Source organism: Actinophytocola sp., from assembly GCF_050699935.1.
Classification (GTDB): Bacteria; Actinomycetota; Actinomycetes; order Mycobacteriales; family Pseudonocardiaceae; genus Actinophytocola.
Map to the genome: position 1 here is coordinate 26633 of NZ_JBOHGB010000014.1, position 22841 is coordinate 49473.

General features: G+C 69.1%; 22 protein-coding genes and 3 pseudogenes. 15 read left to right on the forward strand and 10 right to left on the reverse strand.

All coding sequences use genetic code 11. The features are described 5' to 3' along the window. Positions 1-5: 5 nt before the first annotated feature. The 8 genes and pseudogenes from ACRDTB_RS07865 to ACRDTB_RS07900 all read right to left on the reverse strand — a co-directional run bounded on the left by ACRDTB_RS07865 (position 6) and on the right by ACRDTB_RS07900 (position 9194). On the reverse strand, positions 6-1760 hold the full coding sequence (locus ACRDTB_RS07865) for a hypothetical protein (protein ID WP_431429338.1): 1755 nt from the start codon (positions 1758-1760) through the stop codon (positions 6-8). Next, on the reverse strand, positions 1757-4537 hold the full coding sequence (locus tag ACRDTB_RS07870) for a tetratricopeptide repeat protein (protein ID WP_431429339.1): 2781 nt from the start codon (positions 4535-4537) through the stop codon (positions 1757-1759). Before ACRDTB_RS07870 ends, ACRDTB_RS07865 begins: the two co-directional genes overlap by 4 nt. Then, on the reverse strand, positions 4530-5498 hold the full coding sequence (locus ACRDTB_RS07875; protein WP_431429340.1) for a hypothetical protein: 969 nt from the start codon (positions 5496-5498) through the stop codon (positions 4530-4532). Before ACRDTB_RS07875 ends, ACRDTB_RS07870 begins: the two co-directional genes overlap by 8 nt. 120 nt (positions 5499-5618) lie before the next feature. Continuing rightward, positions 5619-6275 (reverse strand): hypothetical protein, encoded by a 657-nt coding sequence (locus ACRDTB_RS07880; protein WP_431429341.1) that lies wholly within the window; start codon positions 6273-6275, stop codon positions 5619-5621. 123 nt (positions 6276-6398) lie between these two features. Then, a pseudogene (locus ACRDTB_RS07885) lies at positions 6399-7510 on the reverse strand (IS3 family transposase). Between the two features lie 462 nt (positions 7511-7972). Next, entirely contained in the window at positions 7973-8206 is a 234-nt protein-coding gene (locus ACRDTB_RS07890) for a hypothetical protein (protein WP_431429342.1), read from the reverse strand. 89 nt (positions 8207-8295) lie between these two features. Next, complete coding sequence (locus tag ACRDTB_RS07895; RefSeq protein ID WP_431429343.1) at positions 8296-8868, reverse strand: permease prefix domain 1-containing protein; 573 nt, start codon at positions 8866-8868, stop codon at positions 8296-8298. Further along, on the reverse strand, positions 8850-9194 hold the full coding sequence (locus ACRDTB_RS07900; protein ID WP_431429344.1) for a PadR family transcriptional regulator: 345 nt from the start codon (positions 9192-9194) through the stop codon (positions 8850-8852). The genes ACRDTB_RS07895 and ACRDTB_RS07900 overlap by 19 nt, the downstream gene beginning before the upstream one ends. A gap of 59 nt (positions 9195-9253) precedes the next feature. Between ACRDTB_RS07900 and ACRDTB_RS07905 the strand changes: the two genes are divergently transcribed. The 11 genes and pseudogenes from ACRDTB_RS07905 to ACRDTB_RS07955 all read left to right on the forward strand — a co-directional run bounded on the left by ACRDTB_RS07905 (position 9254) and on the right by ACRDTB_RS07955 (position 17711). Beyond that, entirely contained in the window at positions 9254-10240 is a 987-nt protein-coding gene (locus ACRDTB_RS07905; RefSeq protein ID WP_431429345.1) for an ATP-binding cassette domain-containing protein, read from the forward strand. Next, entirely contained in the window at positions 10237-11040 is an 804-nt protein-coding gene (locus ACRDTB_RS07910; protein ID WP_431429346.1) for an ABC transporter permease, read from the forward strand. Before ACRDTB_RS07905 ends, ACRDTB_RS07910 begins: the two co-directional genes overlap by 4 nt. Positions 11041-11143: 103 nt before the next feature. Continuing rightward, positions 11144-11527, forward strand: a complete 384-nt coding sequence (locus ACRDTB_RS07915; RefSeq protein ID WP_431429347.1) for an ArsR/SmtB family transcription factor — start codon at positions 11144-11146, stop codon at positions 11525-11527. Further along, entirely contained in the window at positions 11524-12408 is an 885-nt protein-coding gene (locus ACRDTB_RS07920; protein WP_431429348.1) for an alpha/beta fold hydrolase, read from the forward strand. Before ACRDTB_RS07915 ends, ACRDTB_RS07920 begins: the two co-directional genes overlap by 4 nt. A gap of 317 nt (positions 12409-12725) precedes the next feature. Further along, positions 12726-13201, forward strand: a pseudogene (locus ACRDTB_RS07925) (methyltransferase domain-containing protein). A 9-nt stretch (positions 13202-13210) separates the two neighbouring features. After that, entirely contained in the window at positions 13211-13723 is a 513-nt protein-coding gene (locus ACRDTB_RS07930; protein WP_431429349.1) for a hypothetical protein, read from the forward strand. Further along, on the forward strand, positions 13720-14103 hold the full coding sequence (locus ACRDTB_RS07935; protein WP_431429350.1) for a rhodanese-like domain-containing protein: 384 nt from the start codon (positions 13720-13722) through the stop codon (positions 14101-14103). The genes ACRDTB_RS07930 and ACRDTB_RS07935 overlap by 4 nt, the downstream gene beginning before the upstream one ends. A 26-nt stretch (positions 14104-14129) precedes the next feature. Next, the gene (locus ACRDTB_RS07940; RefSeq protein ID WP_431429351.1) at positions 14130-14534 is read left to right on the forward strand and encodes a MerR family transcriptional regulator; all 405 of its coding nucleotides are present in this window, start codon (positions 14130-14132) and stop codon (positions 14532-14534) included. Further along, a complete protein-coding gene (locus ACRDTB_RS07945; RefSeq protein WP_431429352.1) occupies positions 14534-15487 on the forward strand; it encodes an alkylmercury lyase family protein in 954 nt (317 codons plus the stop codon). Before ACRDTB_RS07940 ends, ACRDTB_RS07945 begins: the two co-directional genes overlap by 1 nt. A gap of 29 nt (positions 15488-15516) precedes the next feature. After that, positions 15517-16341, forward strand: a complete 825-nt coding sequence (locus tag ACRDTB_RS07950) for an ABC transporter transmembrane domain-containing protein (RefSeq protein ID WP_431429354.1) — start codon at positions 15517-15519, stop codon at positions 16339-16341. Beyond that, positions 16338-17711, forward strand: a complete 1374-nt coding sequence (locus tag ACRDTB_RS07955) for an IS110 family transposase (RefSeq protein ID WP_431429355.1) — start codon at positions 16338-16340, stop codon at positions 17709-17711. The genes ACRDTB_RS07950 and ACRDTB_RS07955 overlap by 4 nt, the downstream gene beginning before the upstream one ends. Here the strand turns inward: ACRDTB_RS07955 and ACRDTB_RS07960 are convergent. Continuing rightward, a complete protein-coding gene (locus ACRDTB_RS07960) occupies positions 17651-18508 on the reverse strand; it encodes an SAM-dependent methyltransferase (RefSeq protein WP_431429356.1) in 858 nt (285 codons plus the stop codon). The genes ACRDTB_RS07955 and ACRDTB_RS07960 overlap by 61 nt on opposite strands. A gap of 73 nt (positions 18509-18581) precedes the next feature. Between ACRDTB_RS07960 and ACRDTB_RS07965 the strand changes: the two genes are divergently transcribed. The 4 genes and pseudogenes from ACRDTB_RS07965 (at position 18582) to ACRDTB_RS07980 (ending at position 22068) form a co-directional block, all read left to right on the forward strand. Further along, positions 18582-19022: a MarR family winged helix-turn-helix transcriptional regulator gene (locus tag ACRDTB_RS07965; RefSeq protein WP_431429357.1), complete on the forward strand. Its 441-nt coding sequence runs from the start codon at positions 18582-18584 to the stop codon at positions 19020-19022. Positions 19023-19161: 139 nt separating this feature from the next. Next, positions 19162-19887: a hypothetical protein gene (locus tag ACRDTB_RS07970; RefSeq protein ID WP_431429358.1), complete on the forward strand. Its 726-nt coding sequence runs from the start codon at positions 19162-19164 to the stop codon at positions 19885-19887. 682 nt (positions 19888-20569) lie between these two features. Beyond that, positions 20570-20959, forward strand: a pseudogene (locus ACRDTB_RS07975) (AAA family ATPase); the annotation flags it as partial. A gap of 674 nt (positions 20960-21633) precedes the next feature. Next, on the forward strand, positions 21634-22068 hold the full coding sequence (locus ACRDTB_RS07980; protein ID WP_431429359.1) for a TniQ family protein: 435 nt from the start codon (positions 21634-21636) through the stop codon (positions 22066-22068). A 136-nt stretch (positions 22069-22204) separates the two neighbouring features. On the opposite strand, the gene ACRDTB_RS07985 is transcribed toward ACRDTB_RS07980, so the two are convergent. After that, the gene (locus ACRDTB_RS07985) at positions 22205-22804 is read right to left on the reverse strand and encodes a DUF4389 domain-containing protein (protein WP_431429360.1); all 600 of its coding nucleotides are present in this window, start codon (positions 22802-22804) and stop codon (positions 22205-22207) included. Positions 22805-22841: the final 37 nt, after the last annotated feature.

Below are 22841 nucleotides of genomic sequence, written 5' to 3' on the forward strand. Positions count from 1 at the left end.
GCGGGTCACCGCGTTATCCACGCCCACCACCACTTGCCAACCCAGGCCACGAACCGCTGCCACCGGCTGCGGCGGGCCGGGTAGCCCGAGTAGCCCGGTTGGGGCAAATACGGCTTGTCGTACAGGCCGTCCAGCAGCTCGGGGACGTTCGTCACGCCCCGCTCGCGCAGCAGCCGGGCGAGCTCCCGCACCTGGGCCGGATCGAGGTCGCCGAGATCGCCGATGGACGTCGGCACCCGCGGAGTGTCCGCCCACCGCCGCGCCTGGAGGATCACGGCCTGGTTCTGCTTCAGGATCGGGGTGTTGGGCCGCACGGCGAGGGCTTTGTCGATGATCGACAGTGCCTTGTCATGCCGGCCGATCTCGTACTCCCGCACTGCCTGCGCGTTCCACAGGCTCACCAAGTCCTCCTCCACGAGGTTCGTCACCTCGGCGAGTTCGGCGCCAGCGGCCCTCCTCGGGAACCGCCGCAGGTATGCGCGAGCCTCCTCCAGGAGCTTGACCGCCCAGTCGACGTTCTCGTGATCCTTGGCGGAACCGACTCCCGACACGGCCGAGTTCTGCAGGACGACGACCAGGTTGCGGCAGACGTACCAGGAGGACGGGTTCAGCTTGACGGCCCGCCGCAGGTCCTCCCGTGCGGCGGAGAGCCTCGGTCGGTCGCGGTTGGCGAACCCGACGCCGCGCTCGGCGAGGAGCATGCTGAGCGCGACCACGGCCTCACCGAACAGCTCGTCGTCCGGGCCGGTCGACGTGGCGACCTGGAAGGCCTCGAGCACGGCGATCGAGTCGTCCGGCCGAGACCGCCGCAAGAACCGCACCCTGGGTAGCACGAAGTCGTCCAGGTGCGCCTTGAGCTCCGCGACAGCCTTAGGCAAGGCCGCGACCTTCTGCCAGTGCCGGCGGGCCGTGGCGACGTCGAGCTCGGTGGTCGCGATCGCCGCCTTGGCGGCGCTCAAGTGGGCCTGGACGGTGAGCTCGATGGCGTCGGCGCGGAACCGCCGCTTGCCGGTGCCGCGGCAGGTGTACGCGGGGTTCCGCTCATCGAAGGTCGTGCACCCCGACCGGCAGATCTTAGGCGACGGCGTGTCCCCGGCGGTCGTCGCGCAGACCGCACACCGCAGGTCCGCCAGGCTCTCGAGGGCGGCGGCGGGGGCGTCCCGGTCGAGCAGCACCCGCGCCACGCCGAGCTGCGAGAAGTACGTGGCGGCGCGCCGGGTCCCGACGTCCTCGGATGCCCACAGCCCCGCCGCCAAGTCACGGCACGCGTCGTGCAGCCCAAGGTGCAGGACGAGCAGCGGCCCGCCGGGGATGGTGCGGCCGGCGCCGACCGCGAGGCCACCGCGGATCGCGGCGACCCGCGCCGCCCGCACCTCGAGCGCCAACGCGGCGGCGATCTGGTCGTCTGCGTGCCGGGTGACGGTCTCAGACAGCCATCCCTCGAGCCGTTCGCGTGCCGCATCGGTCGCCTCGTCCGATACCGGCGTCCGATACCGGCGCTCGGCATCTCCGCGCAGCCAGGTCCAGAAGTTCGGGTCGGCGAGCAGAGCGCCCCAGAGGCCGAGGCAGAGCTGCCAGTCGGTCGCGACGACGCGCTCGGGCAGTGGGGTCTGCCGAACCGCCGTCCACAGCGTCAGCACGGCGAGGGCGTGCGCCACCCGGAAGTCGGTGGGATCCGAGCGGTGGCCGTCGGCCAGCAGGCGCGCGGCCCGCTCCCGGTCGCCGCTGTTCAGCAGCCGTACGGCGGACTCGACACTCATCGCGGTCCCCCCGATCCGAGTACGTCCTGGATGATGGCGGCGAGCCCCGTGGCCAGCTCCGGGTCGTTGCTCAGCCGGCGCCAGGCGTCGATGCTCTCGCCGAGCGCCCGGTGAACGGACTCGGCCACCGCACGGGCCTCTAGGTCGCCAGCACGCCGAACGTCGAGGCACTCGTCGCGGTCCACCTGGTCGGAGTCCACGAGCGCCAGGCTGGCCTCGCACATGTCGGTCAGGTGGTTCCACTGCAGCGGCGTGAGCAGGCGGTGCCCCGCGTCCGTCCGGACCGGCAACTCGACGACCAGTCGGCGGTCGCCGATCCCCAACCCGGACACCGTGGCTCGGGTCCTGGTGACGATGACCGTGCGTCCCTCGGGATCGGAGATCACCACCAGCGGATCGGTGGCCTCGGTCGCGCCGCGCACCACGACCTGGCCGCCGGCCCAGTCCCCGACAGTGCGCGCGGCGCCGTCGCCGCCGGCGGAGAGCACCCGCAGCACGTACCGCAGATGCCGGGCGACTCCCGTCAACCGCAGGCGCCCATCCCGATCGAACCGCCCCACGTGCGCGCGGGGCGTCGGCTCGGCGGCCCACAGCGACGCGCTGTACCACTCCCCGGCAGAGGGGTCGACCGAGAGGGTCACCGTGTCACCGTCCCGCTCGATGCCCACCTCGACGGTGGCCTCGATCCGCACCGACATAGCGGTATCACGGGACGACGCCGCATCGGATGCGTCGAGCAGGGCGGCGTAGGCGCTGTTCGCGGCCACCGTCGCCGGGCTGTCCGGCCCGCCGGCCACCGTCCGGTCGGCAACGACGCCCGCCTGCAGGGACAGCGCCTCGTCGAACCTCCCCTGCCGGGCGAGGACCATAGCCAGGTTCGCCCGCGCCGCCGGTTGGTCGTCGAGTCCCCGCCGCAGCAGGGCCTCCGCCTCGTCATGTCGGCCGGCGTCGCTCAGCGTGGCCGCGAGGGTCTGCTCCAGCCACCGGCGCGCGTGCTCATCCGCCGACCGCTCGATCGCGGCCCGCAGCACCGTCAGCGCCTCATCCAGGAGCCCGGCGCCCCGCAGGCTCACAGCGAGGTTCCCGTGCGCCGCGACGAGGTCCGGATGTCCGGGCGGGAGCACCGCCTCACTCCGGGCGACCACGTCCCGCAGCAGGGTGACCGCCTCGGTCAGCTGCCCCATCGCGTGCAGGCTGGTCCCCACGTTGACCGCCGAGGCGATCGCGAGAGGGTGGTCGGACCCCAGCCGCTCGGCGGCGAACCGGGCTGTCTCCCGCTCGATCGCGTGCGCCGCCACCACCCGCCCCTGGGCGGACACGATCGCCGATCGCAGGTTCCGCACCCGGATCCGTTGCTCCACCTCGTCGGCCAGCTCCTCCGCACGGGCGCACAAGGGTTCCGCACGCACGGGCTCACCCCGGGACAGCCACACTGCCGCCAGCCAGATCGCTAGCTCGGCAATCCCCCGGACGCCATCGGCGTACTCCATCAGTTCGGCGACACCCGGAAGAAAGGCCTCCCCGTCCTCCGGTTCGGGAAGACGAGCGGTCACGTACGCGACGGCGTCCTCGACGGCCTGTCGCGGCGCGCCTCGCCGCAGCGAGTCCGCGACGGCCCGGTCGGCGAACTCCGTGCCACCGTCACGGTCGACGCAGACCCCCCAGGCCACCAACCGGGGGCACAGCTCGTCGTGAAGGTGGGGCAGCAGCTCGGCGCAGCACGCCAGCACCCGCAGCCGATGGCGCTCCGGCTTCGACAGCGGCCGCGTCACCGCGGCCAGCGCCCGGTCGAGGACGGACCCGGTGGCCGGCGGTTCGGACATCTCTCGGGCGAACGCCCGCAGCCGCTCCTCGTCGCCGACCATCCGGGCCACGAGACGGGACACCGCCTCGCCCGACCGCGCGGCGCTTTCGATCGCCACGCGTTCCGCCGGCAGAAGCGGCGGGGTGAGCATGTCGAGGTGGCTCGCGAGCGCGGGCACGGGCAGCGGGCCGAGCACCACCATCGAGCAGTCGTGCTCGTGGACCACCACCTGACTCGGCAATCGCCTGCTGGTCACGACCACGCGATGCGGCTCATCGAGAAGGCGCCGCCGAGCGGCACAGCCCCAGTCGGAGAGCTCATCGAGCCCGTCCACGACTACCACGCCGTTATCACCATGGAGCTCGACCATCGCGCCGCCGTGGACCCACACGCCGAAGTCCATCTCGTTCCCGACCCGAGCCAGGTACTCCCGCGCCAAGACCGTCTTGCCAGCCCCAGGCTCGGCGACGACCCAGGTCAGCCCGGTGCGCCGGGCACGCAACTCGCCGAGGTAGTCGCTGGCGCAGGCCAGCGGCACCCGCGGTGGTGGGTTGCCGCCGATGACAGGCTCGTCCGCCGCGATGCCCAACCTGGCCGACAGCGAGGGACACAGGTGGTCGGCGACCTCACCCGCCTGATCCACTCCGGACAGGTACGGCCAATGGCGGGTCGCAAGCCATCGGGGGAGCCGCTCGACGTCTAGCGGCCCGGTCGCAACGGGCACGACGTCCGCCGACGGGAGCACCCGATGTGCCCAGCCGACGTCGTCCCGGAACCGCGCGTTCTCGAGCGCCGCCTCGGACACCAGCGCGAGCACCGCGCCGGCCGAGCCCACGGCGTCGGGCTCGTCGAACACGACGGAGAAACCGCGTTCCCGGAGCGCGTCGGCGAACGCGCGCACAACGGCGCGGTCGTCAACATCGTGCGCGTACGCGATGAAGACGTCGTGGCTCCGCAGCCGAAGGCTACTCATGGTCACCTCCGTAGTAGCGCCGCTCCAGGAAACCGATCTTCAGCGCCGTGACCTCGGCCGGCCGCAGTAGGTTCAACTCGCCGAGCCGGTCGATCTCCCGGAGGGGCCGCACCACCTCGGGAGGCGGCTCGGCCGGTGCCCGGGGCGCGACCGGGGCGCCGTTCGTGGCCGCGACGCGTGCGAGCTGCCTGCGGATGAACGTCTCGACTCCCCGGTAGACGTCCGTCGCGCGGCTGGCCGGCTTGCAGATGTCGGTGTGGTCGGCGTCGACGCTGGTCGTGATGCAGTCAACGATGCCGGGGTCCGCGCTGGTCGAGTTCACGACCGTGACCAGGCGGAGACCCCGTTTCACCTTCTGGCTCTCGGCGTAGGCCGCGGTCTGGATGTCGAGCCGGGCCGCGTTCTGCCGGTACCAGTCGCCCAGGTCCTTCAGGTGCGGGCAGTGCGCGGTCAGCGCCAACGTCGTGCGGGTGGGCCGAGCGAGCGGGACGGCCTTCGCGATCGACGCGAGACTCGACCCAGAGTGTGGCGTCGCGAGAAAGACCACTCCCAACGTCGACTCAGAGATGACCTTCCAGTCCGGCTTGGCCATTTCGCTCGATTGTCGAAGTATCTGCTTGACCACCAGACCGCCGAGGCTATGGCAGAGAAAGACCAACGGACGGGAACCGATGCCGTAGTAGAGCAACATCTCGATGAGGCTGTTGGCCCGCTCGGGCAGCGCCATGCCCGCACCTGCGGTCGTCCATTTCGTCAGGCCGGCAGGATAACGAAGAGCCCACACCCCGATGGTCGGAATGTCCTGACCCAGCCACTCGAGCCAGGACTCCGACGAACCTTTCTGCGTCCAAGTGGAAACGTCGTCTCCGCCCAGACCGTGTGTGGACACCACGTCCAGTGAGCAGGTCGACCCCACTCCACCACCGACACGTCGCAGCACCGGGTCGTCGCCGTTAGGCATGGACCGTCCTATGGTCGGCAGGCACGCTGCTGCGAACAAGTTGTCACGCGAGGCAACGAGACGTCCTTTCCCCAGACCCGCGCCTTCCCCGACGCGGGGACGAAGCCCTTCACCCAAAGACTATGCCCTGTCACCCAATGTGTCAGGCTTTGATAGGAATCGGTGACGGAAAGTAGCTGCAAAGCAAACGTCCGGGCCAGGCCCACATACAGTCGACCCGGACAACTTGGTCCAGGGGCTACGAAGTCCTGGACAAACTTTCTCGTGGGCGTCCTCGGTCGCGTAGACCTCGGCGACGGCTCGCAGCTCGGAGTTCGAGCCAAACACCAGGCCGACGTGGGGCTGCCGTCCACCGGACCTCACCGGTGACGCGGTCACGAGCCCCGAAAGTCTCCGGGGCCTCGGCGGTGCCGTGCCTACGTTGAGCAGGTTGGCGAGAAAGTCATTGGTCAGCGACCCGGGCGCTGAGGTGAGGACGCCAGCAGGGACTGCTGGTAGTCGCAGGTACAGTAGCGCCCGCAGGCCACCCACGAGCACGGTCATCTCGGGCGCGGTAGAGGTCCGCAGATTCGCACGGTCGGCCAAGCGGTATTCGGCCAGCAGTGGTGGCTCTTCCCGCAGTAGCTGCGGAACCCATTGACTGTCGGCTGGAGGGGGAACGAATTCGGCATCAGTCTGGTCCTGTGAAGCGTCCGTGTGGCCCGGGGTGAACGGGACCTCGATGTCGTGGCCGGCGTTACGGGCGACCTGCTCGGCCGCAACGGACCCACTGAGCACGATCAGGTCGGCCAGTGAGACCAGCCGCCGGTCCGCGCGCCGTTGAACAACTGAGCTCGGTCGCCAGCGCCTCAAGCATCATGGCCGGACCCCGAGAACTGATCCACTCGGTATGAGAGTCGTTCATCGGTGGGTGCAATCGGCAGCGTAGTCCGCTGGTGCCTGGTAGCCGAGCGAGCTGTGTCGTCGGCGGTGGTTGTAGTCGTCCTTCCAGGCGGTGATCACCACGCGTGCGTGCGCGAGTGACCAGAGGATGTTGACGTTGAGGCATTCGTCGCGGACTCGGGAGTTGAACGCCTCGACGTAGCCGTTGCGCCAGGGCTGGCCGGGCAGGATGAACGACAGGCCAACACGTTCGCCTGCCCAGTCGGCCATCGCGTCGCAGGCCAGCTCGGGGCCGTTGTCGCAGCGCAGCACCGCCGGATAGCCACGCCGCACCGCAATGCGGTCGAGTTCGTCGATGAGTCGGTCTGCGGCGATCGAGCGGTCCACGAGCCCGCCGAGGCATTCGCGGATGTGCTCATCGATGATTGAGACGATCTTCACCGGCCGACCGTCGGTGGTGGCATCGAACTGGAAGTCCACGGCCCAGACCCGGTTCGGCGCATCAGCCTTGGGCGGGTCCGGCGCGGTCGAGGTCCCGATGCGTTTGCGTCGCCGGCGTTGCGGTACCCGCAACCCTTCCTCGCGCCAGAGCGCTGGACTCGCTCGTGATTGACGTGCCAGCCTTCGCCGCGGGCATCGGCGTAGGCGTTGCGGAATCCGCGCCGCGGATGCGTCTTCGCCCAGCCGCGCAGCCAGGCCCGCAACGCCGTGTCGGGATCGGCTGATGTCGCGCTCGTCGGCTCACGTCGCTGCGTTGCGCGGTGCTGACCGGTCACCCGACAGGCGAACCGCTCCGACACGTTCATCATGTTCATCAGGTGCCGCACAGCGGCCCGGCGTCGCTCCGGGCTCAGAAGTTTCCCTTGGCGATCTCCTTCAACGCCGCCTTCTCCAGCTCGGCGTCGGCGAGCAGCCGCTTGAGTGTCGAGTTCTCGCGCTCGAGATCCTTCAGCCGCTTGGCGTCGTCGGCCTTCAACCCGCCGACTGGTTGCGCCAGCGGTGATAGGTCTGCTCGGAGACCCCCAGCTCGCGACACACCGCCGCCACGTCCTTGCCTCGGACAACAACCGATCCGCGGTCGTGAACTTCCGTACGACCTGCTCCGGCGAGTGCCGCTTCCTCGTCGCCATGATCATCGAGCCTTCCTCCCATACTCGGGCATCCAGACTCTCACTCGAACTGGACCTACGAATCGGGTCAGGCCAATCATTCACGATCTGACAGTGCAGCGGGTGAATAGTGTGCAACTCCGTCCACCGATACGCACCCACACACCACCTCCTGGAGCTCGGCGGTGATCTACCTACTCATGAGCGCGGCGATGCAAAATACGAAGGGGCCGAAATCGGCACGTCTGACGTCCACTCGACGCAGCAGTGGCGGCTGCCGGGAGCACGGGGAGCAGGTGCGGGGAGCGAATTGGGAGCCAAGCACGTCACTGAACGGCACTGAACCGTCTTCAACGGCATCCAACGGGAGCGCGCTGACCTGCCAGAGTCCTATCTTCGCAGGCCAGCGCGCTTGTTGATCTACGTTGACACGGTAGGGGTCACTGGTTCAATCCCAGTATCGCCCACCACGATTTCCGCAGGTCACAGCCCTGTCCTTCCTCGTGAGGGCAGGGCTTCAGTGATCAAATGGAGATCAAATGGAGATCCTTGATCATTTGCTCCAACCATGGTTGATCTAGCGTCACCCGCGACGTGATCGACGCGGAGTTGGTCGACCAGTACCTGACGGCCGCCGACCGCGGTGATGATCTCGATCGTGGCGAGCGCGGAGAGTTCGACGCGGTGAACGAGCGGCTGCGTCACCGACCAGTACAACTGAACGCCGTTCTCAGACCGGTGCGATGTGCCCGTAGTCGACGGGTTCCAGGGGGCCGGACGGTGGGCGGGGTGTCGAGAAACCTGGGTCACCCCACCCGCAGGTGAGGTAGTGCGCGGGCGGTGAGGCCGATGCGGACGAGGCTGGCAGGGATGGCAATGGTCATCGGCCACACCCAGGCGGGGGCGGCGAGCAAGACCGCGGCCAGCATGGCGACGTCGAGCACGAGGAGCACGATCGCCCCGACTCCGGCCAGGCGGGTGCGGGCGTAGTGGTGGCTGGTGGCCGCAGTGACCAGGGTGGCGACGACGGCGAGCAGTGCCGCGCCGAAGGCAAGGGCGGCCGGGCCGGGGATGGGCCACGCCCAGACGTGGCTCATGATCAGCGACGGGCCCCAGCAGGCGGCGAGGAACGGCCCGGTCGCCAGCAGCGCCACTGCGGTGCGACGTCCGGGAGCCTGCCGGATGAAGGCGGCGGTGATCTGGTCGGGGCGGCCGAACTCGGTGATCGCGGCGGTCGCGGCAGCCGTGGGCTGCAGGCCGCTGGCCAGGTGCTGTTCGTAGGTTTCCGTGAGCCCGTCGGCGAGTTCGTCGACCACCGGAGCCGGGAGCTGGCGGGCCAGTTCGGCGAGGTGGGCGTCGATCAGGGCGTGGCCGGCCATGGTTGCCGCTCCAGTAGTGCGGTGACGGCGGAGGCGAACTCCCGCCAGTTGGTCCGTTCGCTGACCAGCCGCCGTTGGCCTTTCGGCGTGAGCTGGTAGCCGCGGCGCCGCCGGCCGTCCCCCGTGGACCAGGAGCCGGCGAGCAGCCCGGCCGCTTCAAGGCGGTGCAAGGCGGGATAGATGGTGCCGGTGGGCAGATCGAACCGGCCGCCGCTGCCGGTGCGGAGCGCTTCTTTGATCGCATAGCCGTGGCGGGGCCCATCCTCCAAGGTGGCGAGCAGGAGCACGTCCAGATGCCCCTTCAGCGCTTGCGCTTCGGCCTTCATAGGTAGCTATGCTACCTTTCGCCGATAGGTAGTAAACCTAGTCATGCCGGGAGGCCGCGATGGCAGAGCACGCGATCGTGGCCGAGGGCCTGGTCAAACGGTTCGGCACGGTCGAGGCGCTGGCCGGGGTGGATCTGCGGGTGCCGGCCGGGACGGTGGTCGGGCTGTTGGGGCCGAACGGGGCGGGCAAGACCACCGCAGTGCGGATCCTGACCACGCTGCTGGCGCCGGATGCCGGGCGGGCGTGGGTGGCGGGGCTGGATGTGGTGCGGCAGGCGGCGGCAGTGCGCCGGGTGGTGGGCCTGTCCGGTCAGTACGCCGCGGTGGACGGGTATCTGACCGGCCGGGAGAACCTGCGGATGATCGGCCGGCTGGCCGGCCTGCGGATGTCCTCGGCGCCGCGCCGCGCCGAGGAGTTGTTGGGGTCGTTCGAACTCACCGAGGCCGCCGACCGCACGGCGCGCACCTATTCGGGCGGGATGCGCCGCCGGCTGGATGTGGCGGCCAGCCTGGTGGCCACACCCTCGGTGTTGTTCCTGGACGAGCCGACCACCGGGCTGGACCCGCGGGGCCGGCGTGGCCTGTGGCAGCTGTTGGAGGACCTGACGGCGCAGGGCACCACGCTGTTGCTGACCACGCAGTATCTGGAGGAGGCCGACCGATTGGCCGACCACATCGTGGTGATGGACGCCGGGCGGGTGATCGCCAGCGGCACCGCCGCCGAGCTCAAGGCCCAGGTAGGCGGGGACCGGCTCGAACTGCAGGTCACTCCGGGGGCGGATCCGGCGCCGCTGGCGGCCGCGATGGACGGGCTTGGCGCCGGTCCGCCGGTGGTGGACGTCGAGGCGGGAAGGGTGGTGGTGCCGGTGGCGGACGGGCCGGCGATCCTGCCGGAGGTCGCCGCCCGGCTGGCCGCGCACGATGTGCGTGTGGCGGATCTGGCGGTGCGCCGCCCGACCCTGGACGACGTGTTCCTCACCCTGACCGGCCAACCCCTCACGGCACTGTCCACTACGGACATCGAGCCGACGGGCAGCACACCGTGACCACCGAGACCACGGTGACCGCGCACCCGGGTCCTGGGTGGCTGGTGGCCAACATCGCCACGATCACCGCGCGCAATCTGCGGCGGCTGGTTCGGGTGCCCACGTTGATCGCGTTCGCCACCGTGCAGCCGATCATGTTCGTGCTGCTGTTCACCTATACCTGGGGCGGCGCCGTGCACCCGCCCGGCATCACCAACTACGTCGACTACGTGCTGCCCGGGATCTTCGTGCTCGCCATCGCGTTCGGTGCCTCGCAGACCGGCGTGGCGATCGCCGACGACCTCGCCACCGGGATGATCGACCGGTTCCGCGCGTTGCCGATGGCGCGCTCTGCCGTGCTGGCCGGCCGCACCCTGGCCGACGCCATCCGCAACCTGTTCGTGCTGGCCCTCATGGTCGGCGTCGGCACGCTGATCGGGTTCCGGTTCCACGCCGGACCCGGCGCCGCGCTGGCCGCGATCGGGCTCGCCCTCGCGATCGGGGTGGCGTTCTCGTGGATCTTCGCGCTGCTCGGCCTCGCGGTTCGGGAATCGGAGTCGGCCGGGATCGGTGGGCTGCTGGCGGTGATCCCGCTGATCTTCGTCAGCTCCACCTTCGTCCCGATCGCCACCATGCCCGGCTGGCTGCAAGCCTTTGCGAAACTCAACCCGATCACCATCACCGTGGACGCGCTGCGCGCCCTGTGCCTGGGTGGGCCCACCGCCACCCACGTCTGGCAAGCCCTGGCCTGGATCACCGGGCTGCTGCTCGTCACCATCCCTGCCGCCGTACTCCGCTACCGGCGCACCACCGCCACCTGACCCGCCACCTGACCGTAACCGTGACCGTGACCGTGACCGTGACCATCGCGATCGGCGTCCAGGCTATTCCCTAGTTACACGGTTTTGTGTAATAGTGGAACGTATGGATGATGCCGCCGCCCGCTGCGCACCGTCGAGCAACCCGGCGGCCCGCGCCGGTAAGCCCGCGCTGGCGGACCGGCCGTTGATCACACCCGAGCAGGCCGGCGGGCTGATCGGGGTATTCAAGGCGCTGGCCAACGACAGCCGGCTGCGGTTGCTGCACGCACTGGAACGCGGCGGCGAAGTGTGCGTGACCGATCTGGCCGAGCAGCTGGGGATGCGTCCGCAGGCGGTGTCCAACCAGCTGCAGCGGCTGACCGACCGGCGCATCCTGTCCTGCCGCCGCGACGGCAACCGGATCTTCTACCGCATCGCCGACCCGTGCGTGACCGCTCTGCTCGATCTCGGCCTGTGTCTGGTCGAGGAAACCGGAGCTCCGCAATGAAAACCGCCACGCGTAGACACGTTGTCGAAGTCGGCGACACTCGGGTGTCCTATCTGGACGAAGGCAGCGGGGACCCGGTGCTGCTGCTTCACGGCTGCCCGTTCTCCTCCTTCGTGTGGCGCGCCGTCATCCCGCGCATGTCCGGCTCCTTCCGGTGCCTCGCCCCGGATCTGCGTGGCCTGGGCGACACCGAAACTCCGCCCGATGCCGACTGGTCGGTACCCGCCCAAGCCCGCACAATCCTCGGGCTGCTCGACACCCTCGGCATCGAGGCGGCGCACGTGGTCGGGCACGACCAAGGCGGCGCGATCGCCCAACTGCTGGCCGCCCACCACCCACACCGGGTCCGCCGGCTGGTGCTCAGCAATGCTGAGGCCTACGACAACTGGCCCTCGGCCGAGGAGCGGCCGTTCCTGCGCGCCACCCAACGTCGCATCCTCGGACCACTGGTGTTGTGGGCGTGGTCGCGGCGCCCGCTGTTCAAACTCGCCCTCACCACCGGCAAAGCCGTTCACGATCCGCGGGTCCTCACCACCGAGCTGCTGGACGGCTACATCGCCGCCAACCTCGCCACCCGCCACCGCCGCGACAAAACCCGCCGCTACCTGGGCGGCCAGCTCGACCCGGCCAACAACCGCGCCACCACCGAAGCGCTGCCCGGCCTGAGGCGGTTCGACCACCCCACCCTGCTGATCTGGGGCGCCGACGACGCGCACTTCGGACCCGAATGGGCTCATCGGCTGCGCGCCGACATCCCGGGCGCCACCCGCCTCGAGCTGCTGCCCGACATCGGGCACCTCGTCATGGAAGAGGCACCGGAGAGGTTCGCCGCGCTCGTCACCGACTTCCTCACCACCACACCCGAAGGAGAACCCGCGTGAGCACCGAACTTGGCCAGCACGACCCAGACTCCACCCGCGCCGCCATCCGCGCCACCGTGCGCGACGCGTACGCCGCCGCCACGCGCGCCACCACGGGCCAAACCACCAGCTGTGGACCCGGCAACACCACCAGCTGCTGCACCCCCGACGGCGCCACCCAGGAGGTGTTCGGCCCGGACCTCTACCAGCAGGCCGACCGTGACCAGCTCCCCTCCGAAGCCGTCGCGGCCAGCCTCGGTTGCGGCAACCCGCTCGCCGTCGCCGACCTGCACCCCGGCGAGACCGTGCTCGACCTCGGCTCCGGCGGCGGGATCGACGTGCTGCTCTCCGCCCGCCGCGTCGGCCCGACCGGCACGGCCTACGGGCTGGACATGACCGACGAGATGCTCGACCTCGCCCGACGCAACGCCGAACAGGCCGGCGCCACCAACGTCGAGTTCCTCCGCGGCCACATCGAAGACATCCCCTGCCCGACGCCAGCGTCAACATGGTGATCTCCAACCGCGTCATCAATCGGAGCGGCGACAAGCCCGCCGTGTTCCGCGAAACCCACCGCGTGCTCACCCCCGGCGGCCGGTTCGCCGTCAGCGACGTCATCGCCGACGACACCCTCACCCCGGCCAAGCGCGCCGAACGCGGCGGCTGGGTCGGCTGCATCGCCGGCGCCCTCTCCCACAACGAATACCGCGACGGACTCACCAACGCGGAGTTCACCGACATCACCATCACCCCCACCCACCAGGTCGTCGACGGCATGCACTCCGCGATCATCCGCGCCACCAAACCCGCCTAGGACAACCCGATGACGCGTCGCGTGTGGACAGTGCTCGTGGCGGCGCTGATCGTCAACGCAATGCTGATCGGCGCCACCTGGGACCAGACGATCAAACAACTCCCCGCCCGGCAGGTCATCGGCGTGGAGGCGTTCTCCGCCTACAGCCAAGCCGCCGACCTCCGCAACGGCGTGGCCTGGTACGCCACCCTCGGCATCGCCGCCGCCCTGCTCGCCCTTGCCGCCGCACTGCTCGCGCTGGTGAGCCGACCACGGCCCACCGGCACCCGCCGGGCAATGCTCGTGGTCGCCGCCCTCGCCACCGCGGGACACATGGCGGTCACTGCATCCGCCGCACCACTGAACTTCTCCCAACGCGACCACACCGCCGACGTCGACGCCCTCACCCGGACCTTCGACCAGTTCGCACAGCTCAACCTGCTTCGCGCCGTGCTGCAGACCCTCGTGGTCGCCGCGCTGGCCTGGATCCTGCTCGCCCGCCATCACCCCGCCACACCCGAGACCGAGAGCACCCGCCCATGACGATCCCCGAAACCCACCGCGACGAGCTCGCCGAACTCGTCCACCACAACCAGATAACCCACGTCGAGGCCCTCCCCGAAGAGGTCTACGCCGAAGGCCATCTCCCCGGCACGATCAACATCCGCCCCCGCCACGTCGACGAACTCGCCCCCACCCCGCTCCCTGACCCCCACGCCCGCATCGTCGTCTACTGCGGCAGCGCCACCTGCGACGCCTCCCTCCGCGTCGCCCAACACCTCCACCAACTCGGCTACCACAACATCCACCGCTACACCGCAGGTAAAACAAGACTGGATCAACGCAGGCCACCCCGTCCATCAACCGACAAGACCCACCTGACAGTCGATCTCTCTCATATCCGGACGGACTTGACCCGGTAGCTAGGTACAGGGTCAAGAATGGCGGTGTGCGCAGTGGTGAGGTGGCGGCCCAGGCCGGCGTGAACGTGCAGACCCTGCGGTACTACGAGCGGCGCGGTCTGGTGCCGGAACCGCCGCGAGCGCCGTCGGGCTATCGGGCCTATCCGACAGAAGTCGTCGCGACTATTCGCTTTGTCAAGCGCGCGCAGGACCTCGGGTTCACCCTCGACGAGATCACCGAGCTACTACACCTCGCCGACGGTGGACCGGATGAGTGCGAACCGGCCCGGGCGGTCGCCGAAGCACGGATGTCCGACCTGGAGCGCAAGATCCGCGATCTGGAGCGGATGCACGACTCGCTGGCCGAGCTCCTCGCCACCTGTGACCGTCCGCGCGCAGATCGCCGCTGCCCGCTGCTGCGGGCGCTGCAGACCGACCGGGGAGAACTGTGATGAAGGTCGAGATTCTGCATGTGCCGGACTGCCCGAACGTGGCCGTGCTGGAGCAGCGGCTTCGCCGCGCCTATTCAGGCGAGGCGGACGCGCTCGACATGGTCCATCGCGTCGTGCCGGACCTCGAGACTGCCGTGGCGGTCGGGATGACGGGGTCACCCACGCTGCTGGTCGACGGCCTGGATCCGTTCGCCGATCACGGTCTCGAGCCGAGCGTGTCCTGCCGGCTGTATCCCGACGAGACCGGTCACATGGCCGGCACGCCGTCGGTGGACGCGCTCCGGCGCGTCCTCGGCGACGACTCCCGACACGACGAAATCGATGACCAGTGCGGCAACTGCTGCGGATCGCCCACCGCAGGCGCAGCGTCCCTGCGCACCACGCGTCGGCGATCCGCGCCGGCCGACTCGGTGGAGCGGGCGACACATCGCGCCATCCTCCGTGCCTTCGCCGCCACCGGCCGGCCGCCGGAACTCACCAAACTGGATGCGCGGGTGCTGGGTCGGCTGCACGACGCCGACGTCATCCGGCTCGGTCCCGACGGCCGGATCCGGGTGGCCTACCCGTTCTCCGCGGTACCCACCCGGCACCGCGTCCAGCTGCCGTCGGGTGTCGAGGTCCACGCGATGTGCGCGATCGACGCGCTCGGCCTGCCCGCCATGCTCGGCGTCGACGCGACCATCGCCACCACCGATCCGGTCACCGGCCAGTCGATCACCGTCACCGTCGCCGCTCGACAGTCCACATGGGAACCACCGGGCGCAGTCGTGTTCGTCAGCGCGCAGGCCGGTGCCGGTCCGTCCGCAGACACCTGCTGCGCACAGCTCAACATGTTCACCAGCCTCGAGACAGCCGAACAATGGGCTCGAACCCACGGCGTTGCGGGTGAGATCCTCAACCAGGTCGACGCGGAACAGTTAGGCCGTCAGAACTTCGGCGACCTGCTGACCTGACCGACCGTCGTGTGTGACAGGGAGGTCCCGTGAGCACTCAGACCGACCAATCGGCGTGGCGGGTTCTGCTCGGCAATGTGTCCCCCTTCCGTGCGGCGTTGATGCTGGGTGGGGTGTTGAGTCTGGCCACGGCGGCGACCGGGTTGGCGTTGCCGGTGATGGTGCGGGAGTTGATCGACGAGCTCGCCTCCGGCCGCGGGATCGTCGGGTTGCTCGTGCTGATGAGCGTGCTCGTGCTGGCCAACGCCGGGATCGGTGCGGTCGGCTCGTTCCTGCTGGAACGCACCGCCGAGTCGGTGGTGCTGGTGGCCCGCCGGCGGCTGGTGTCGCGGCTGCTGTGGCTGCGCATCCCGGCGCTGGACGACACCGAGCCGGGCGATCTGATGTCGCGGGTCAGCGCGGACACCACGCTCCAGCGTGAGGTGAGCACCCAGTCGCTGGTTTCGGCGGTGACCTCGACGCTGACCCTCGTCGCCACGGTCACGTTGATGGCCCTGCTCGATCCGGTGTTGCTCGTGGTCACCCTGGTCGCGCTCGGCGCGGCCCAGGTCGTCATCGGTGTCGTGGTGCCGCGCATCTCCCGGGCGGCCAAACAGGCGCAGGAGGCGGTCGGCGTGATGAGCGCCGCGCTGGAGCGGGCGCTGGGGAACCTGCGCACGGGTCAAGGCCTCCGGCGCCGAGGAACGCGAACGCGACCGGCTGCACCACGCGGCGGCGGAGGCGCGGCGGTGTCCGCGCGGCGAAGTGGGGAGGCGGTCGCCGGTAACACCGGTGTCGCTGATAGGACTACCTTCGTTCATGGCGGGGACCTCCGGGGAACGCTTGCTTCGTTTGTCCTGCGAGGACTGTCATGAGACGGCTTCCCCTGGGGGCTTGGGCCGGAGGCTTGTCATCTCGGAAGGTGTCGTCCCGACGAGGACTGGTTTATCAGCACGATGCAACGCCTCCCGCTCCGGTTGTTTCGGACGAACACAGGAAGAGAACTGACACTTTGTTGGGAGTTGGTATTGACTGGGCGGAGTCGTTTCACGACGTCGCCTTGGGTCTGCCGGGAGACGGGATAGTCCAGCAATTCCGTATCGATCACACCGCGGCTGGCGTCGAACGGCTGATCACCCGATGCCTGAAGTTGGAATCCGACCCAGCGGACGTGCGTGTCGTGCTCGAAACACGACATGGTGTCCTGGTCGAGGCTCTGGTGGACGCCGGATTCACGGTTTTGCCGGTCAACCCGGACCTGGTCGCTCGGCGTCGCGGCCCGGCGAAGAAGAAGGACGACGCCGAAGACGCCCGAATCTGTTGTTTGTTGGCGTTGGACCAGTTCCTGGAACTGCGGAAGCTGATCCCGCACGGCGACCTGGCCGGCGAGCTGCGCTCGATCGCCCGCGACGACGAACGCGCTGCCCGCGACCAATGGCGGCTGCTCAACCGGCTGCGCGCCGACCTGCTCGCGACCTTCCCGGCAGCGCTGGCCATCACCGGGGACGACCTGGGCAGCCCGGTCATGCTGAAACTGCTGGCCACCTGGCCCACTCACACCCAGCTCGCCGACGCCGACGCCGACGCCCTCGAATCCTTCGCCCGCACAGCCAAGCATGGCTGGCCGGCCCGGTTCGCCGCCCGCGACACCGACGCCCTGGCCGCCCCGCAGCTCCCGGTCCGGGACTACCTGATCCGCGCGAAAGCCACCACCATCGCGTTGACCGCCGGCACCGCACCCGTCACCCGACGATCCGGCCGCAACGAGCTCGTCATCGCCCGACGCCTGGCCCACAACCGATACCTCGCCGCCGCCGTGCACCAATGGGCCTTCTGCACCCTTACCACCTCGATCTGGGCACGCGAGTTCTACGACACCAAAATCAAAGCCGGAAAAGCACACCACAGCGCACTGCGCGCTCTGGCCAACCGATGGCTGGAATCCTGTGGCACTGCCTCACCAAGAACATCCACTACGACGAGACCATTCACATTCGCAACCGAACCCAGCCCTCTCAGGCAACTACCGCTGCCTGAGGTTGACAGAAGGTGTCTCATGACTCGACCACCTCCGACACGTCCGGTCACTGGCGGTTCTGCCGCCAGCATCGATCCTCGAAGCCGACACGGCACGCACCGGCACCGGCATGTCGCGATATCGCAGCGAGAATTCTTGAGAACTCGTCACGTGCGTACGGCGGTCAGGAAGCCCCCGCTGGCCGCACCGGGGTCGGGTCGGCCGTAGGAGGCGTCAAGGGCCGCGCGATCGTGGATGCGCACGTGCCAACCGTGATCGGCCAGCCAACCCGGCGCGTCGGGACCGAGCCCGCCCTGCCACAACGCGGTGTACTCGGACATCGCCGGCACCGTGCGCGCCCGCGCCAGCAGCGAGTCGGTCGCCATCCCGCCGTGTTCGAACGCCAGATGGCTGCCGGGAGCGGACAGTTCGCCGACCGTTGTGAGCATCCCTGCGGTCTCGTCGGCCGACAGGTAGATCAGCAGCCCCTCGGCCAGCCACGCGGTCAGCACCGTCTCCTGGAAGCCGGCCGCGACCAGCGTGGGCGACCAAGTGCCACGCAGGTCTGCCGGCACGATCACGCGCTCACACCGAGGACGGGCCGCCTGGTCTGCCAGCACCCGCTGCTTGAAGTTCAGCACGTCGGGCAGATCGACCTCGAACAGCCGCACCTCATCCGGCCAGGCCAGCCGGAACGCCCTGGTGTCCAGCCCCGCTGCCAGCAATACCACCTGCTCGCACCCAGCGGCCGTCGCAGCGAGCAGGTAGTCGTCGAAGAACCGCGTACGCAGCACACCGTGGGCGTAGAACACCGCGCCCAGCGATGCCATCGGCCCCCATACCGCCAGGTCACGCTCCGACACTGGCTCGTCCGGCAGGACGCCCGGTGCCGCGTCCAGGAACGCCTGGGCGTACGGATCGTCGAACAGCCGGTCTGGTCGGCGGCTCTCTCCTGCCCGGACCGCCGCCACTCCCAACGCGGTCTTGCCCACACCACCCAGCGGTCCCCCCTGGTCCGCCGCCATGATCACCACTCCCTCTCGCGAACCGCACCATCTTCATCGTTAACGATACATCTTCAGAGATGTTTCGTCAGCGATGTATCGTGGGGACGTGGATGGCGGACAACTACACCGACTGGGCCGACGACTGATCGAACTCTCGCGTCAGGCGACCGGCGAACCCGGTGACCTCGCACTCACCCCCGGAGAAGCAGCCGTCCTGGAAGACGTGCTCACCCACCCAGACAGCTCGGTCAGCGAGACCGCCAAGCGCACCGGCTTCGTACAAAGCCACGTGTCCGCCTCGGTTGCCCGCCTGACCGAGCGCGGCGTACTCACCACCGGGCCTGACCCGACCGACGGCCGTCGCACCCGGGTCCGGGCCACCGAACAGACCCGGAACGCGATCAGCCGACGGGCCGCCCGCCGCATCGACGACACTCTCGCCGACGCGGTTACCGACCCCGCCACCACGCAACGGGTGACCGCCCTACTGGACGAACTAGCCAAACTCCTCCTGCCACAACGTCCCCAATAACCGACGGCAGGAATCTCATCTACAAGGCACACATGCCAAACAGATGCCAAGATCACTGAGAATGTGCCACGCAGGATGAGAACCTACACGCCGGGCTCCCGTTCTTCGCCCCGGAAACGTAACCACCGACCACGGATCGGTGTACCGCAACCATCATCTGGTCGAAGTGCAGCGCGTGCTCGGCGCAAACATCCTGCCCGCCCGGGTGCTGCGCCCGACCGATAAGCAGGCGGTCGAGCGCGCGTTCGGCGTGATCCGCAGCCTGCTGTTCGAGCACCTGCCTGGCTATACCGGCGTCGACCGCGGCACCGACCCGGAGGCCGACGCGGTCCTCACGGTCGACGCGATGGAACAGCTCGTCGCGACATGGATCGTCGGAGTTTGGCAAAATCGCCGCCTCGGCGAGCACGCCCCAGCCTGGGACCCCGGTGGCGAGCATTCCCCGAATACGCTGCTCGCCGCGGCGATGAACCAAGGCGGGTTCGCCATGGAGATCCCGGATCCGCAGCTGTACTACCAGCTGCTGCCCGCCCACCACGTCGCCATCCACCTCGACCGCGGCGTGAAGATCCGTGGCCTGTGGTACGACGGGCCGGCCCTCCATCCCTACCGCAACACGCCCTCGACCCGCAGCGGACGACACAAAGGAAGGTGGGTGATCCGCCGCGACCCGCGCGACGTCCGGACCGTGTACTTCCAGGACCCCAACACCCACGCCTGGCACACCCTGCGCTGGCGCGGGCTCCCACCTGAGGACGATGTCCCCGCGTTCAGCGACAGCCGCGCCCGCGAGCTGCTCGCCACCGCGCGCACGGCCGGCCTCAAACCCCGCACCGACGCCGAACTCCTCCCCGACACTGCTTGAGCTGCTCGGCGCGCACGTCCGGTCGAATCATGGCCGAGCCTCGCCAAAAGCCGACGCGCCGAACTCTCCCGCGACGACGCCCGAGGCAAAGCCGCCACGGCAGACCAGGACAGCGCGCGGCCGCTGCGCGCGGCGCCAGAGTCCAAGCCCACCCGCCGACGCGGCCGGCCGGCCGGCGCCGCGACAGGCACCGGAGCCGACCTGGCCGCAGCACTCCCAAACCGTTGAGTCCTCCGTCGACTTCGCGCGCCGCCGACGACAAGAAGACGTACTCGACGAGACGCCGCCTGCCCGGCCGGCCCGGCTCGGTGATTCCTTCCGCCACCGCAACCTATTCCTGCTCTCCTGCGAGGACACCGACCCCGCCACCGACGTGAAAGGCACCTCGTGAGCCAGCCCGCCCCGGTCGCCCTGCCAACAACGATTCCTGATCGGGAAACCGTCGAGGGCTGGACACATTGGCGGCTGAGCCGGCACGCGTTCATCCCGGCGCCCCGGATCGACTTGGCCGCCTACCGTGCGTTGAGACCGCGGCGACGGCAGTTGCACGATCCGCATCGCGCGGCCACGCACGCGAACCTGCCGATGCAGGAAACCCCCATGTCCCGCGCGATGGGGCGGATCATACGGTCGCGCCTGCAGACCAACGCGCTCAAGCAGAAACCGACCCCGCGCCGGGCTGATGATCACCGTCGGCGGATACCCGGGCAAAACCGAGACCGCCTGCGAGATTGCCGCCGCATTCGAGGACGCCTGGCTCGACATGCACGCCCAGCTCAACCCGACCGCCGTCTCCGGCACTCGGGACCTCCACGCGCCGGTCGCCTACGTCCAGACCCCGGTCACCGCGAAGCCGAAGAGCACCTGCCAGGCGATCCTCGACTTCTTCGGCGCCCGGAACAAGAACATGACGCTGCCCGAGCTAACCGGTGCGGTCCGCAGCTCCCTGCGTGATCACGGCAACCGCGTACTGCTGCTGGACGACATCACTCGTCTGAAGATGCACCGCGTCGACGACCAGGACACCCTCGACCTGATGCGCGCCTTCATGAGCATGCACACCACCCTCGTGCTCATCGGCGTCAACATTCCCGGTTCCGGTCTCCTGCGCGAAGGCCGCCACGATCCCCGCACCGGCCAGTGGGTATTCCCGCCGTCGCACGGGCGCTACGGCGATGATCCCTCCACCCAGACCGAACGCCGCTTCGACCTGGTCCACCTGGAACCGTTCACCTACGACACCCCCGCGGGCATCTCCGCCTGGACCACGCACCTGGCCGGTCTACAGCAAGAACTTCGCCTTTTCCGCGCGGCGCCGGACATGCTCACCGCCGGCACCATGCCCCGAATACCTGTTCCGCCGCACCAACGGCGTCGTCGGCCTGCTCGAACGACTCATCGAGGAAGGCTGCACCGAAGCAATCGACACCGGCACCGAGCAGCTGACCGAAACCCTGCTCGACACCATCCTGATCAACCTCGGCAAACGACCCCACCCGCGATCCCAGCTGCGGCGAAATCCCCGATGTCCCACCACCGACCCGACGCCGCGCCCGCAACCCACGCAACACTGTCTTCGACGACACCGGCCCCCCACAGGCACGGCTGGCGCCCGGTGACGCGACCACTGCCGCGCAGCCTCGACCCGCTCCCCGACGAATCACTTGTCGGGTTCGTGCTGCGCCTGTGCCACCGCTCAAGATCCCACCCAACCAGCTGGCCCGGCTCACCGGTCTCGGCCCAGCAGTGCAGCGCCGCCACCAACTCCGGATCGCTCCCGCCCAGGCCGCCCCCGTCGCCCACGCGCTGCGCCTCACCATCGAGGAGGTCAGCCGACTCTGCCTCGACGGGCTGCGCGACCGCTACCCACCGCTAGAACTGGACGACACCGACGCCAGCTACATCCGCCGCTCCAAACATCTGCCCGCCACCCACGGATGGCTACGGGGCAACGCCACCAGCTACTGCCCAGACTGCCTCGCAGGCGACGACAGTCCCATCCAACAAGCCCACGGCGGCCCCTCGCGCCGGCTATGGCGCCTGCCTGTGACCTTCGCCTGCGTCACCCACCAACGCCTGCTCCACGCCCGTAACCGGCGGCCCCTGTCGCTCGACGACCATCGCTGCGTCGGAAGTGTTGTTCCCCGTGTCGTGGCGAACTGCTGCGCGGTTTCTCGTTGACCACCACGGCGTTCCCGCGGGGGAAGTCGCTGGACCCGTCCGGCTGACTGTCCACGAGTGACTGTCAGCCGGGTGTAGCGGCTCGTTGTCTCATCCCGCACGAGCCGGTTGCGAGCATCTCAACCACGGCCAGTAATCATCCGGCGTGCAGGGTGAAGGGCGGGTACTGGTCGGTGAGCAGACCGACGTAGGCCTGCACGCGCAGGTTGTAGCGATAGACGCCAACCAGGAAGTCGCGAAGTCCCTGTGGGTATTCACCGGTGATCAGCACGGCGAAGAACCCGACGATCACGACAGCTATCGCCGCGATGGCCAAGGTCAGCAGCACGAAGTAGTGCGGGACGGCGAGCAGCCATTTGACCAGCGGCTGCCATCGTGACATCTGCCCGGGATAGGTGAAGGTGACGAGGGTGTGCGGGTCGGCGCCGTCGTCGTCGGCGGTGGGCTGGAAGTCGAAGGGTGGGTACTCCTTGCGCAGGAACAGTGCATAGCTCGTTGCGCGCCATTCATAGCGGAAGGTCATGGCGATCGCGTCGAACAGTGGGCGGGGGATGCGTCGGGTGAACAGCACCGTGAACAGCGCGATCAGCGTCAGCACACCGCGCAGCATGCTCAGCGCATTGGCGATGAGCAGTTGGGGAATCGCGAGGAGCCATTGCACGAGCGGTCGCCAGCGGGCGATCTGCCGCGAGCCGCGGAAGTCGAGTTGGGTGGGATAGGGGGTGGCCAGTGTCATGGTGCCCTCCAAAGGGGCGACGATTCACGAATCGTGG